Here is a 12,641-nt window from a genome sequence, read left to right as displayed (position 1 = left end):
GCTGCTATCCCCATTTTCATGTTGAGACCGCGGCGTCTTCCTATTCAGGGCACGCCCTCTTGGTTTTATGTTCGTTGCTTTCTCCATCTCTTAGACACATAGGCAACCATCTAGGTCAATTTTCCAAGAGAAGGTTTGTTGCTCATCGCATGATCAGTGTTTGCGACGTGGTGTGGCCTGGCCGGCCCTTCGCACCATTGCCTGCGAGGGGCCGGCCTTGAGACATCAGGGGTCAGGATAATCGCACTTTGTACAGCTGGCATTCGCGCAATAGCCTGGCAAGCATACCGGAGCCGAAGCGGGTTCCCCTTTAGCCGTGAAAGTACAGAGTACATTTTGTGACTTTGCCGTCACCGAACAAGACGTTGGGTTTGCCCCTTCAAGACATGCGCCAGCGGATTCCGTTCCGAATTGCCAGAAGGTGAATGTCCCGTTCGTGGCAGCATTTTTAGCCCCTTCGCAACTCGCGCTGGTCGTCACCGTTTTACTGGTGCCAAAGGCGTCAGAATGGATATAGGACTGGCCAAATTGTGCGGAAACAGTTGTCTTTTCTTTGTCGGTTTCGACTCCCATATCAATGCCGACTTCAAAGGACTCCGATATCGCAAGCTGCCAGTCTGTCTCTGTCGTTGAGGTACCGGTATAAGTTGCGCCGACGGTGATGGTTTGATCAATCGGACCGCATTTGACATCGTCACCTATCGCGGTACAGCTTTTCTGTTTATGCCAACGCCCGGTGGTAACTACCGCCCCAGGGGTGGTCGAGACCGCATAGCAAAAGGCTTGCCCCGATTTAACGTTGGGTATCGTGGGTTTGTTATTTCCGGCTCCCCACCGCCAGTTGTCAAACTCGGGTGCTTGGCATCGCATTTTTCCATCCGTGGACGAGGTAAAGTGATAGGTGTTTTTGCGCCCGGATCCGTTGCCGTATTTGACAAGCGCGGGGCCCTGTCCGATTGGACAGTCATTGTTCAATGCGCATTTATTGGCCTCGTCCAGAGGTGAAGACACCATTTTGGCCGGCCCAAGAAGCTGGCAAACCTTTTCGCTTTGATCGACACTCGGCGCGGGGTCGAAGGGAACGATGTTATCCTGACAGGGGTAAAGCGAGTCTTTCTGGGTGACAAAGTAAACCCATTTCGCCGGGTTTCCCTCATCGGCTGGCTTACCATACCGAACCCAAGTCAACTCCGGACTTGCACCACTTCCAAAGCCAAGCCATCCCATGCTGGTGTCCGCACTAATCGTATCCGTCGGCGTCGCCTTCAGTGGCGCATCGAACAAATTTAACATTGTTTTATGGCATACCCCGAAGACATTCGGCTGCGGGTTGCCGAAGCTGACGACATCGCAAGGGACATCCGTACCCTCGGTGATCAAGTAGAGCGAACGCCCGCCTTGGGTGAGGGCCGATGTCATGAGCTTGTTGGCCTGGCCGTAGCATTTTGACCCGTTGCCAGAGGCTCCGTTGTCTTCACAAAGAATCCAAGCGTCAACAGCACCGGCTTCCTGCGCAGTTGCGAGTTTGGGTTGCGCCAGCGTTCCGATAGAAAGTAGCCCAGCGCATAACACATTAAATGTGGATCGAATATTTTGTTTTATCATTTCATTTTGCTCAATACATTTTTCCAATTTAAAGCCCTCAAGGGCGAAGCCTCGAACACTTCATGGTTGAACTTGACGGCTCTTGAATGCGATATCAACGAAGATTTCACGGTATGCGGGAAAATCTTAAGCCCTTTGGCGGTATTGAGGTGCTTGGGTATTTCGACGGGAACCGGTTAAAGCCCAACTTTGGCGAGGACGTCCAGAACGCGGTCCGGGTATTGGTGCAGTACCAGCTGACCTGCGTCTTCGAAAATCTCCAGCGATGCCCGATTGCCTAGGCGCGCGGCAAATTCCCTTACGGAGCGCGCACTGACAACAGGGTCATGTGCGCCATGTACAAGGCTGACAGGAACGTCAGACCCCGCCACCAGATCGGACCAGTCGCGCACAACCTGATAGCTGTCGATCTCGAAGGCGGAATGCCCCTGACGGGTGGCGAACTTGTATCCCTCCAGCACCACACGGGATACTTCGGGGTCAGTCAGGGTTTCCATGTCGATTGGTGAATTGGCGTAGAGGGATTGCATAAAACGGTCTGTACCACCGCTATTGATCTGGTTGATGCCGGCCCGCACAACAAACGGCAGCAGGCTTGGGGTGTAACGGGCAGTATAGGCCACGATGCGCTGTCGGTGTGACATATCCGCAAACTGTGATCTGGAAATAATCGGCACCCCCCCTGATACACTTACAATGGCATTGATATGTTCGGGGGCTTCGGCGGCGCTGGCAAAAGCGTATACAGCCCCCGCCATATGACCCAGAACAACCGCATTCCTTATGCCCATTTTTTCGCACATCTCCCGCACGTCTTTTCCGATGCGGACGGGCGCAGTATCCATCGGGCCGTAATCAGGCTCTGCATCACCGAACCAAGGCCGTGTCGGGCAGATAAACCGGAACCCCCGACAAGCAAGAGCTTCTCGCGTTTGCAAGGTCAGGCTGGCACCGTCCAACATGCCGTGCAGAAAGATCACAGGTTTCCCGTTGGCAGGTCCGTGGACTTCAACAGGCATCAGGATGCCACTGTCCAAAAGAACGGTTGTCATTTTGCCTTGGGAAATTGGCGCGGCGGGACGTGTAGGGCCATAGTTTTCTGCGACGCGCATCAGCAAGTGCAACAGACGCACCAGTTCTGTTTGCGATCCGCAACCGGTTTTCACCAACAGGGATTTGATCTGCGTCCGCACCGTCGCAATTGAACTCTTCCGATACGAGGCTACATCCTTGGGGCGATGCGCACGGCTGAGCAATTCGCAAATCTCGCACTCAGACTGGCTTAGGCCGTAAGTCGTCGCCAGAAGTTTCGGCATCGAAGGCGGCCAATGCGCGACCAATGGCCCGACCAGCAACAGATCACTCCCCAGTTTTTCGTGAAGCCGCTGCGCCTGAAGGTGAACCATATCCCCGACAGCCAGCCCATCAGTGGCAACCACGGCAGACATCTGAAAAATGAGCGGCGGATCGCCATGTTCGGATTCTGTGCCAAGGGTTGCAATGCGTTGTTCTAGAGCCTTGAGGTAGCGGTCAGGCAAATCCAGATCATCAAAACGGCTTGTCCGCTTTAGCCGAAACGCCCTGGCGGCGGCAGCATTGGACCACACGATCCCCCCCGAACTGTCGATCAGGAATTGCGGGTCAGGACCAGCCGCAGCCCTTGTTTCAGGTGCCAGCAATTGCGCCTCGCCCACATTGCGGGTCTGTTCCAACAGCCGCTCGGCGATTTCAAAATGCGCGGCAATCTCGGAGGTTTCCATGATGCCCACCTCGCTTCGCAGCAGGTCAAGGGCGCTCAGGCGATCTTGGACAAAGGTATCCCACCGCCCCATGAAAGCATCATAGGCGTGCGGTTCAAGGGCAATTCTGTAAATACTTTCAACAAGTTCTAACGTCTGCCCGTCTGTCTCCTCGCCATCTTCCATGGGTTATTCCGTTTCTCCGTCGGGCAGTTAGGCATGAGCTTGGTCACCATAGGAAGCACCACTCACAAGGCTGCATACCCAATTTGGGGTATAGCGCAGCCTCGCCCATGGAAAAAGTTGAATTTGGGCTTCTTTGCAAAACCTTGGTTACGCAATGGGTTTGACCTGAGAATGCGCCCAAGCAAAGCTAAACACAGAGTTTTACGGTTTTGATTGCTGACAAAGGAATTTTTCAAGCAAAGATTTTTCAAAACACTGTCGCGCGCTCATTGGATTTATTTCGGTCTGAAGTGAGCCGCCCCGGGCTTGAGCTGGCGGTGTCTATTTTTCCAACCAACTGTCAGCACACCAGCCCGGCCAAAAGCTCAGCCGGCGATCGACGTCGCCGGTTCACCCGTTCATTCCAACGTCAAGGCTGCGGATAACCAGCAAATTTAAGGGAGACATGCGATGGCTGCATGGAAAGAAGAAAAAAAGAACTTTATCCTGATGAAAATGGGGGTCAGTTTGCAAAAACTTGAACTCAAGGGAATGAGGCACAAAAACAAGGTTCTGACCGGCAAGAATTACGACGGCATGGTTGGCATGTCGCAGACGCCAAAGATCAAAATCAAGCGACCGGAAGGCCTATACGAGGTAACATTTGTCGTCAGCTGGTATGCAAAGAAATACGATAAACAATCAAGAAAACACCCGCTTCCGCCGGAAACACCGTTTGAAGTTGCATACGAGTTTGCCCCGCTAAAGATGTGGGTGAAATCTTCTAAAATGCCGAAACTGCATGTCATGGACATTCACGCACGGCTGAACCGGATCAAGAACGACGGTGGTAAGGTCGTGATGAAACCGGTGGCAATGCTGGACGTGGATATTTGGACCGGCCATTCAGTTATGGGGGATTGGACAAAACACCCAAAATGCTGCGACGTCCTGTGCGCTGACAATAAAATTCGCAACTTCAAGTAACGTGAAAGCAACGGCCCGTTTTCACATCGTTCCTTCCGACCTTTGGCCACGCCTTTCGGTACGGAAACGGCAGAGGAACACGGGCCGCCCTGCGGATGCACGGGCCACCGCCGCTTCAAAGAGCAGAGCCGGAGCCCCCTCCCCTCTGCCGAAAACACATGCTGCACCTCCGAAGATGCCGGGCGCGGGTGGCACCGCCGCCTTCCCTTGGCGTTCACCAGCCCCGTACCGGTGAACACCTGCCTGTCAAAAATGCCGGGTGCGTCTTACCTGATGGTAAGCGGGCGTTCAGCGATTGCGACCCGGTCCGCGCCTACGAAATACTGCATCACATACACCCCCGGTTCTTCCGGCAGGGCGATCGACAGCAAGGGGCCGCCTGCGGTCTCGCCATAGGCCCGCCATTGGCCCGAACCACTGGCCCCCGCTTTCCCGATACCGATATAGTCCCCGGCGTAATTGGGGCCGGTCCACGCGACTTCGATGGTCGAACCGGCATCAGCAACGGCTGGTGCATTGAGTGTTGCGGGCGGCGTGCTGACCGAGACCGGAACAGTCAGCGCCGGCGTGTTGCGTTGGTTCAGGAAATACTTCACCGCATAATCACCGCCAGCCGTCGGAATCCGCAAACGGGCCGGTGATCCATTGCTTGTCTCGACATAAGACCGCCATTGACCGGAGCCGCTGGCATCGCTCAGACCGATCCCGATGAAATCGCCGGGATGATCCGGGCCGGTCCAAGGGATATCAACGATTGTTCCACCTGTTACCACGCTGGGAACGTCCAGAGTGACGGTTGCCGGTGTGACCTTGATCGGCACCTCAATTAACGGGGTGTTGCGCTGTTCAAGGAGATATTTGATCACATAGTCCCCCGGTACAGACGGGATCAAAAGCTGGATAGGGTTCCCTGTCGCCGTCTCGGTGTAGTTCCTCCATTGGCCAGACCCGCTGGCCCCAACAAGGCCGATACCAATGAAATCGCCGGCTGTATTTGGGCCGGTCCAGTTCACCTCGATCATGGTCCCGACCTCGGCACTGGCGGGTCCGCTCAGAGAAACCTGCGGTGCGCGCAGGGTGATCAGGGTTTCAAACAGCGGTGTATTGTCCTGTTCTAGGAAATACTTAATCACATAATCACCCGGCTCAGACGGTGTCATCAGCTGCAAGGGGTTGCCCTCGGAGGTATTGGTATAATTGCGCCACTGCCCCGATCCACTTGCGCCAACGCGGCCGATACCCACGAAATCACCGGGCGTGTCCGGACCGGTCCATGCCACCTCGATCAACTGGCTGACATCTGCTTCACGCGGGGCGGTCAGGCTGACCTGCGGTTCTGTGACGTCGATACGCACCTCGGCGGCGGGCCAGTTTTCCTGATCAAGAAAGTACTTGATCAAGTACGCGCCCGGTTTTGCAGGGGCCAACAGGCGCAGCGGACTGCCTTCGGCGGTGTGGGTATAGTTTTTCCATTGGCCGGAACCGCTCGCGCCGACCAGCCCGATGCCGATAAAGTCATCGTTATAATCAGGGCCGGTCCAAGCAACCTCAAAGGTCTCTCCAACGCCGACTGTCGCGGGTGCGCTAAGGCTAACTTCGGCGGGAACAACCTCGATCGCGGCGGTTCCCAGCACGTCTTTTGTCGCATCGTCAAAATAGCTGATCGTATACGCACCGGGTTCAGGCGGCACCAAGAGTTGCAGCGGCGTGCCCTCGGACACCGGCGCGAAGTTCCGCCAGCGCGCGGATCCACTGGCATCTGCCGTACCGATCCCGACAAAATCATCGGCATTTGCAGGGCCGTTCCACGTGACTTCGATTGTTGATCCGACGACAGCCCTCGCAGGTGCGCCGATAGAGGCCGTGATCGCCGGCGGCTCAAAGACAACGACAATCTCGCGCGGGTCGGCTGTTACAATGAACTGGCGCGGCGGCGATGATGTCTCCTGCTCGGCCCAATAGGCCGTAACGCTGTGGGAACCCTGCTCAAGCATGGCGGCCAGTGGATTGGCCATCTCTTCCTTCAGGATCACGCCACCGGCCTCGGATGTGATGCCCCAGAAGACAGGCGTTTCGATCGCTTCGCCGTTTTCTGTACCGATAACTGCGCGAAAAGTCATCTCGGTCGGGTCGGGCTTGGGTTCAGGAAAGACAACCTCGACCCGCTGGCCCTGATCGGCTTCCAGTGTTGCGACCTCAAAGGAAAGCCCCGCCTCGGCCCCGTCGCTAGCGCGGATGCCAACGATGTCATAGCCCCCACCGGACAGATCAAGTGTAAAGCCTGGGCCGTGACCGTCGATATTTGCACCGGCCTCGGGCAGAATGTTCCACCGGATCGGCGCGCTGATTTCCGCCCCGCCGGGGTGTAAAACCCCAACGAACCGGACGGTTTGCGGGACATAGACCGGCTCGGCCACAACGGTCGTGAGCGCCGTAGACAGCTCGCTTGCGTTTGCAGCCGTGAAAAACTGCCCACCGGTTTCGCCGGCCAGACACTGCATCTGCGCCAGCGCCTTGGGGTCAGTCACATCAAAACCCACCACATGCGCGGTAAAGTCGATGCCTGCCTCTTCCAGCGCCCGCGCGGCGGCACAGGGGTCGGGATTGCAGGTCTCAATCCCATCCGACACCAGAATGACCGTTGCGCGCTCTTCAGTATAGCGCAGTGCTTGGGCCGCTGCGATGATCGCATCGGTCATCGGCGTCTTGCCGCGCGGGTTGATCCTGTCAACGGCAGTCCTGATCTGGCCCATGGTCTCTTGGCCGGGGGCCACAATGGTTTCGATATCAGCACAATTGCCGCGTTCGCGGTGACCATAGACAGTCAGGCCAAGGTTCTGATCCTGCGGAAAGCTGTCCAGCAGATCCGCAACAACGTCGCGCGCGATGACGATCTTGTTGACCCCGTCAATCTGGCCCCACATGGACCCGGATCCGTCAAGTACAAGAATTGTATTGGCCCTCTCCTGCGCTGAGGCAACGGACGCATAGGCAACAAAAAGAATGGAAAACAGCAGGCGGAGCATGGGGCCTCCAGAAAATGAAAGGATATGAAATACCCGATCATAAACAGCTTCACGCGATACCGGCCAGAGCAAATTTCACGGTTTTCACCGATAGGCTCAAACTGCTGTAACGTGCCTGAGGTTAGCGCAGCCCGACTGCGTGGCTTTCCAGCACAATTTCGAAAACCCGCCGGTTCACGGCATAGGCTTCGAATGCGGTTTGCGGAGATGGAGACAGCATCGCGATTGACACCGGCATGTCCTCGTACCCACCCCGTAAGGTTAACAGATACACGCCGCGATCCGCCCCCACCTGCCCTGTCCGCCGCCAGGCCGAAAAGCGGTAATCACCCTTTTTGGCGTCAAGCGTCATGGTTGCCTTGCCGATCTGATGGCCCTGATTGTTCAATTTCGCGACAAGGGTCTCTTCCATCGCTTCGGCTGTGGTGTCATCCCCGCCCATGGCAACGATCAAGGTGCCCGCGGCCTCCTCCTGAACCCGCGTGACATAGCTGCGCAAGGCACCATCTTCGGGGGCGTCCTCTGCGGGATTTTTGTCCCAGCTTTGCGGAAGGAAGAACGCGATTTGCCCGATCCGGCTGGACAAGGTTTCTTCGGACACCGGCTCGGCGTAGCGGGTTCTTGAGGGGGCCAATAATTTGAACCGCATGGCTGCCATCAAAGCGATTTCTTGCAGGTTTGCGTCTTGTGGCGCGCCTTTGGGATCAATCGAACCATCCACCAAAAATATCAGATCACCATCCTTTATGGTGACCATCCGGTGCAATCTGCCGGTCTTGGCCGAGGTCACAACCACATCGCCCATGATGCCGTTTTTGGTGGGCAATTCGCGGATCGCATGGATTTCATAGCCCTGAGTCTGGGTCCACCTTCTAAGCCAGTCCACTCCGTTGATCACCCGCGGAAGCAAAACGCACCAAATCTGCACGGCCGCATCATGCGATGCACCAAAGGCCTCTGGCAATCCGGGCACGGCGCGGGCCAATTCGATAATCGGAGTATCAACAGTTGGCGGATTTTTCGCGCCGGCGGTGTCCACTGTCCAGTTCTTTGGCAAGGCCATCTGAAACGCGCCCGCCATAAAGACACCTTCACGCACCACCGCATCAAGGTAGGTCGCTTCGATCACCTGCGCATCGCGTGTGGGCTGCGCTAGAAGGGGAATATCGGTCATGGTTTCTCCACTTCTATGGGCCATTTGGCCGCTGGCGGTCTGTGTAGGCGGGACCAAGGCTTAAATCAACATCAATGCCAATCCCGGCAAGCAGCGCCGCCGCACCGGATACCCCGGCATGGTACCTGCCGGTCTCAAGGTCTTGTAAGGCCTGCACATTGCCCGCCAGCCCTGCCGAACCAAGGCTACCGCCCAGTTTTCCACGGCCTTCGAACGTCCAGTCGGTGAAGGGGATCGGAATGCTGAAACCGCCATCAAGATCCCCTTTGACTGCCGCTGCCTGTGCGCCGGCACCAAAGGCAATGCCGCGCCGCGTCCCGTCGTTGCCCAAGAGCCCGTTTGCCTTCGCTTCGGCAGACCCAAGGGTGTAAGCAGCGCCGCCTTCCAGAAGGGGATTGTTTTCATCGCTGCCCAAGAACAACGAGCCGCGCTGGCTGACACCTGTGGCATCGGCCTGCGCCTGTAGGCCGGCACCATTGACAATACCGCCCTCAAATTTTGCACCGGCGGTCATCAGGTCCATCTGCTGTGAACCGCCGACCGGATTATCCCCAAAGGTACCGGCATGATCCATGCGCGCCGCGCCAATACGCGCCTCGGCATCGACCGTACCCAAGGCCCCCATCGATTCAGCGTTTGCATCACCTTCGGCATAGAGGACATCGACATTTTCGTCCCCGCCGGCCCGAACAATCGGCGGCTTGCCATCGTCGGCTGGTGGATCACCTTCCGTCTCTTCGGCGTCCTCCTCTTCGTCCTCCGGGCAGTTGCACACCACCTCTTCGGGCTCTTCGTCCGACTTTGCGTCCGCGGCTTCTTCGCCCTCTTCGACACCGTCTATTGCCTCGGGTGGGGTATCGGCATCGGGGGCCTGCGGTTGTACCGGCGGTGTGCTGTCAGCTTGCGGCGGCATATCAGGGGCTGGCGCAGCTGGGGCGTGCGGTGACGGCGTTGGGGCCGTGGGCTGTTGTGGGGCCGTCGTCATCGCAGAAGGGCCTTGTGGGCGGCTTGGCACAACAAGCGGATCGCCCGCGTAAATTCTATCAGGGTTTGATATGCCGTTGGTCGTTGCCAAATGCAACACAGACGTATTGCGGTCGCGCGCAATGTGAGTGAGCGTGTCGCCTTTTTGAATTTCGATCACGTCGGCCATGTCAGGATGCTCCTGCTTTAATAACAGCCTTGATGCGGCTCAGACGCACGCCGGGCGTCGCCTTCGCCCGGATCAGCGCATCGAGCCAGCCAAAGCGCTCGGACTGCGCATAGTCACGCGGGAATGTAACCAGAATATAAGACAAGGTGGTAATCTGTTTTTCCGTGCGAAAGCCATGATCGGCGCAGGTCTGGAAGGCCTGCCTGATGCGGGCATCACCATCTTCCAGCGCGACATCGGGCAGTTTACGTGCCATAAACCCGCGCAAATCCAGATGCAGCTTTTCATAAAAACCGTTTCGCTTAAGCTGACGGAAGGTCTTGAATTGCTGATCCGAAAACTTGGGCATGACTTACCAGCGCTGCCGCCAAAGGTGCAGCGCCAGAACCGCCGTTGCAATCAGAAACAAGCAGCACAGTCCTAAAGCAACAGATTGGACGCCGGACTTGAACCCCGGTTGCGCCAGCGTTTCCGCCATTGAAGAATTCGATCCCCCACGCAGGATGACACGCTGCAAGGCCCCGGCAAAGAAGCCCCAGATGGCCGGTTGGGCAAAAGCAAAGGCGATTCCGCCCAAAACAACAAAACTGACTTTTGACGCCCGCGCTGCCAGCTCTCTGTCGCCACCATAAAGCGGCAGAATGCTCTCTCCCACGAGGGCAAGCACAATAAGCAAAACAAAGGAAATTGCGGAAACAATCAACATATTAGGCTGTATATCCAGCGCAATTACTGATGGCAAGACGCCCAGCACAGCCCGCCTGGGGTGTTATGAAATCCACGGCTCAGGTGCATCTCTGCGCGGTAACGCCCCCCTTGCTCTGAAGTCAATTCGCGACCGTGTCACTGCCCGCTGCGGTTTTTTGCGCCAAGCCCGTCACAAACCCACAAACCGGATCGTCTTGTCTGTGAAACCTCAAAACAGGAGACAAGATGCGACATTCAATTTTGATCGGGGTCGGCGGACTTGCGGTTGTGACCGCGACCTATATGTGGGCTGCCACGCAGCACTGGTATGAGTTTATTCCCGGGGTCGCGCAGACTGGGCCAATGAACTTTCATTTTGCCAAAGATGTCGCCCTTGCCTACCTGACAAGCGGCGCGGCGTTGATCTGGGCCGGTATCAACAATGATAAATCAGCTGGACTTTGTGGTGCATCCTGGTTGGTCTTGCATGCGCTGTTTCATATCTGGATTTGGGTGCATCGCGGCACGCCGGCAGACCTCATTGCGCTCGTCAACCTGATCGGCATTCAGATTCCCGCTTTTGCAGGGCTAATCGCTGCGGCCAATATGAAACCGGAAAGGGCGAAAACATGATCCGTGCGCTCATCAAATCAGGTTTTCGCCGGTTCGGCGCGCGGTACAATTATGATACCAGCTATATGGGCCATGTTGCGGATACCTCGACATCAGCGGGGCTTCGGCTGGCAATATTACCGCTCTATAGCCAGTTTCGTGGCCCCAAGGATGCCCAGAGCGTTTGGGCCGGTGCCTTGCTTGCCTCGACATTGGACGGGGATTGCGGATCGTGCGGACAGTTAATCGTTGACATTGCCATAGAGGCCGAGGTGCCGCAAAAGCAGCTGGCGCTTTGTCTAGAAGGCAATGCAACGGCTGCGGGGGATGTCGGCCTTGGATTCCGGTTTTCCCAAGCGGTTCTGGCGAATACTCCCGAACTCGAAATACTTCGGGATGAAATCAAAACGCGGTTTGGCCCCGCTGCGGTCACAGCCGCCTCTTTTGCAGCATCGGGCGGGCGGGTATATCCGGTGTTGAAACGGGGCTTAGGCTTTGATCAGACTTGTATCCGTGTAAAGGTCGGGGAGAAAACGATGACGGTGGTGCCCTCCTCATGAACATCGCCATCGACATATTCGAAGGCCAACGCCCGATCCTGATCTCTCTTTGCTATCGCATGTTGGGCGAACGGGCGGCAGCAGAAGACGCGGTACAAGACACCTGGTTGAAATGGGCCCGCGTCGATGCAGGCCAGATCGACAACCCCACAGCCTGGCTGCGCCGGGTCGCCACCAACATTGCAATCGACACCCTGCGATCCGCACGCCGGCAACGCGAGGTCTATGTCGGCCCCTGGTTGCCCGAGCCCCTGATGCAATCGGAATTGCAAGAACCGGTCCACCCGTTCGAGCTTGCCCAAGAATGCGAACTGGCGCTGCTTTGGGCCATGGAACGGCTGACGGAACGCGAACGCGCGGCATTCATCCTGCGCGAAGCCTTTGACGCCAGCTATTGCGACATTGCGGCCACGCTGGGCACCAGCGAGGCGGCCTGCCGCCAGCTGGTCAGTCGGTCCCAAAAGAAACTGCAAGATACCGGTCCTCGGTTTGACGCCACGCCCGAGGAAGTCGCCGATCTAAGCCAGCGGTTCTTTATGGCCATCATGGCCGAAGATTTTGATGCGGCGCTGTCGTTGCTGACACCCAACTCTGTTGCAATTTCTGACGGCGGGGCGAAACGACGTGCGGCGCGGCGCCCGTTGATCGGCGACAGCGAAATTTTACAGGTGTTTCGGGCTCTGCACGAAAAGGCGCGCGCCGAAGCCGGCTGGACAAACGGGATCGCAGTGGTGAATACCAAGCCAGCGCTCTTGCGTTACCATCGGGGGGCGCTGGATTCGATCACCACGCTTGCGCCCGATCAAAACGGCAAGATTGCGTGGTTCTACATCATGAGAAACCCGGACAAACTGGGGCTGGTCGAACACTAAAGTGTCCGGCCTTTAACCTGAAGCATTTCGTATCACCGATGTCCCGAGAACGCGCAGCGTG

Annotated in this window: 11 protein-coding genes; 4 read left to right on the top strand and 7 right to left on the bottom strand. The window is 56.9% G+C overall.

The genetic code is table 11. The features are described from left to right. Positions 1-225 precede the first annotated feature (225 nt). Positions 226-1,632, bottom strand: a complete 1,407-nt coding sequence (locus HKX44_RS16180) for a hypothetical protein (RefSeq protein WP_276152410.1) — start codon at positions 1,630-1,632, stop codon at positions 226-228. 149 nt (positions 1,633-1,781) lie between these two features. Next, positions 1,782-3,530: an alpha/beta fold hydrolase gene (locus HKX44_RS16175; RefSeq protein WP_276152409.1), complete on the bottom strand. Its 1,749-nt coding sequence runs from the start codon at positions 3,528-3,530 to the stop codon at positions 1,782-1,784. Between the two features lie 450 nt (positions 3,531-3,980). Here HKX44_RS16175 and HKX44_RS16170 point away from each other — a divergent pair, with 450 nt between their 5' ends. After that, the gene (locus HKX44_RS16170) at positions 3,981-4,496 is read left to right on the top strand and encodes a hypothetical protein (RefSeq protein WP_276152408.1); all 516 of its coding nucleotides are present in this window, start codon (positions 3,981-3,983) and stop codon (positions 4,494-4,496) included. Positions 4,497-4,762: 266 nt separating this feature from the next. Here HKX44_RS16170 and HKX44_RS16165 read toward each other — a convergent pair whose 3' ends face one another. The 5 genes from HKX44_RS16165 to HKX44_RS16145 all read right to left on the bottom strand — a co-directional run bounded on the left by HKX44_RS16165 (position 4,763) and on the right by HKX44_RS16145 (position 10,555). Further along, entirely contained in the window at positions 4,763-7,522 is a 2,760-nt protein-coding gene (locus HKX44_RS16165; RefSeq protein ID WP_276152407.1) for a VWA domain-containing protein, read from the bottom strand. 121 nt (positions 7,523-7,643) lie between these two features. Next, positions 7,644-8,696 (bottom strand): hypothetical protein, encoded by a 1,053-nt coding sequence (locus tag HKX44_RS16160; protein WP_276152406.1) that lies wholly within the window; start codon positions 8,694-8,696, stop codon positions 7,644-7,646. 13 nt (positions 8,697-8,709) lie between these two features. Beyond that, positions 8,710-9,849 carry a LysM domain-containing protein gene (locus HKX44_RS16155; protein WP_276152405.1) on the bottom strand — a complete coding sequence of 380 codons (1,140 nt, stop codon included), beginning with the start codon at positions 9,847-9,849 and terminating at the stop codon, positions 8,710-8,712. Between the two features lies 1 nt (position 9,850). Then, positions 9,851-10,198, bottom strand: a complete 348-nt coding sequence (locus HKX44_RS16150) for a hypothetical protein (protein WP_276152404.1) — start codon at positions 10,196-10,198, stop codon at positions 9,851-9,853. Positions 10,199-10,201: 3 nt separating this feature from the next. Continuing rightward, complete coding sequence (locus HKX44_RS16145) at positions 10,202-10,555, bottom strand: hypothetical protein (protein ID WP_276152403.1); 354 nt, start codon at positions 10,553-10,555, stop codon at positions 10,202-10,204. Positions 10,556-10,782: 227 nt separating this feature from the next. Here HKX44_RS16145 and HKX44_RS16140 point away from each other — a divergent pair, with 227 nt between their 5' ends. The 3 genes from HKX44_RS16140 to sigJ are packed head-to-tail and all read left to right on the top strand — an operon-like array spanning position 10,783 to position 12,580. After that, positions 10,783-11,169, top strand: a complete 387-nt coding sequence (locus tag HKX44_RS16140; RefSeq protein ID WP_276152402.1) for a hypothetical protein — start codon at positions 10,783-10,785, stop codon at positions 11,167-11,169. Continuing rightward, positions 11,166-11,708 carry a hypothetical protein gene (locus HKX44_RS16135; protein WP_276152401.1) on the top strand — a complete coding sequence of 181 codons (543 nt, stop codon included), beginning with the start codon at positions 11,166-11,168 and terminating at the stop codon, positions 11,706-11,708. Before HKX44_RS16140 ends, HKX44_RS16135 begins: the two co-directional genes overlap by 4 nt. Next, on the top strand, positions 11,705-12,580 hold the full coding sequence (sigJ, locus tag HKX44_RS16130; protein ID WP_276152400.1) for an RNA polymerase sigma factor SigJ: 876 nt from the start codon (positions 11,705-11,707) through the stop codon (positions 12,578-12,580). Before HKX44_RS16135 ends, sigJ begins: the two co-directional genes overlap by 4 nt. Positions 12,581-12,641: the final 61 nt, after the last annotated feature.

Source organism: Sulfitobacter sp. M05 (assembly GCF_029285175.1).
Lineage (GTDB): Bacteria > Pseudomonadota > Alphaproteobacteria > Rhodobacterales > Rhodobacteraceae > Sulfitobacter.
The sequence above is the reverse complement of the archived record's forward strand: the minus strand, read 5'-3'. Positions and strand labels throughout refer to the sequence as shown.

Excerpts from the sequence above, each read along its gene's own strand:
- HKX44_RS16140 (WP_276152402.1), top strand. The coding sequence starts at position 10,783 with ATGCGACATTCAATTTTGATCGGGGTCGGCGGACTTGCGGTTGTGACC.
- HKX44_RS16155 (WP_276152405.1), bottom strand. The coding sequence starts at position 9,849 with ATGGCCGACGTGATCGAAATTCAAAAAGGCGACACGCTCACTCACATT.
- HKX44_RS16165 (WP_276152407.1), bottom strand. The coding sequence starts at position 7,522 with ATGCTCCGCCTGCTGTTTTCCATTCTTTTTGTTGCCTATGCGTCCGTT.
- sigJ (WP_276152400.1), top strand. The coding sequence starts at position 11,705 with ATGAACATCGCCATCGACATATTCGAAGGCCAACGCCCGATCCTGATC.
- HKX44_RS16150 (WP_276152404.1), bottom strand. The coding sequence starts at position 10,198 with ATGCCCAAGTTTTCGGATCAGCAATTCAAGACCTTCCGTCAGCTTAAG.
- HKX44_RS16175 (WP_276152409.1), bottom strand. The coding sequence starts at position 3,530 with ATGGAAGATGGCGAGGAGACAGACGGGCAGACGTTAGAACTTGTTGAA.
- HKX44_RS16160 (WP_276152406.1), bottom strand. The coding sequence starts at position 8,696 with ATGACCGATATTCCCCTTCTAGCGCAGCCCACACGCGATGCGCAGGTG.
- HKX44_RS16170 (WP_276152408.1), top strand. The coding sequence starts at position 3,981 with ATGGCTGCATGGAAAGAAGAAAAAAAGAACTTTATCCTGATGAAAATG.
- HKX44_RS16145 (WP_276152403.1), bottom strand. The coding sequence starts at position 10,555 with ATGTTGATTGTTTCCGCAATTTCCTTTGTTTTGCTTATTGTGCTTGCC.
- HKX44_RS16135 (WP_276152401.1), top strand. The coding sequence starts at position 11,166 with ATGATCCGTGCGCTCATCAAATCAGGTTTTCGCCGGTTCGGCGCGCGG.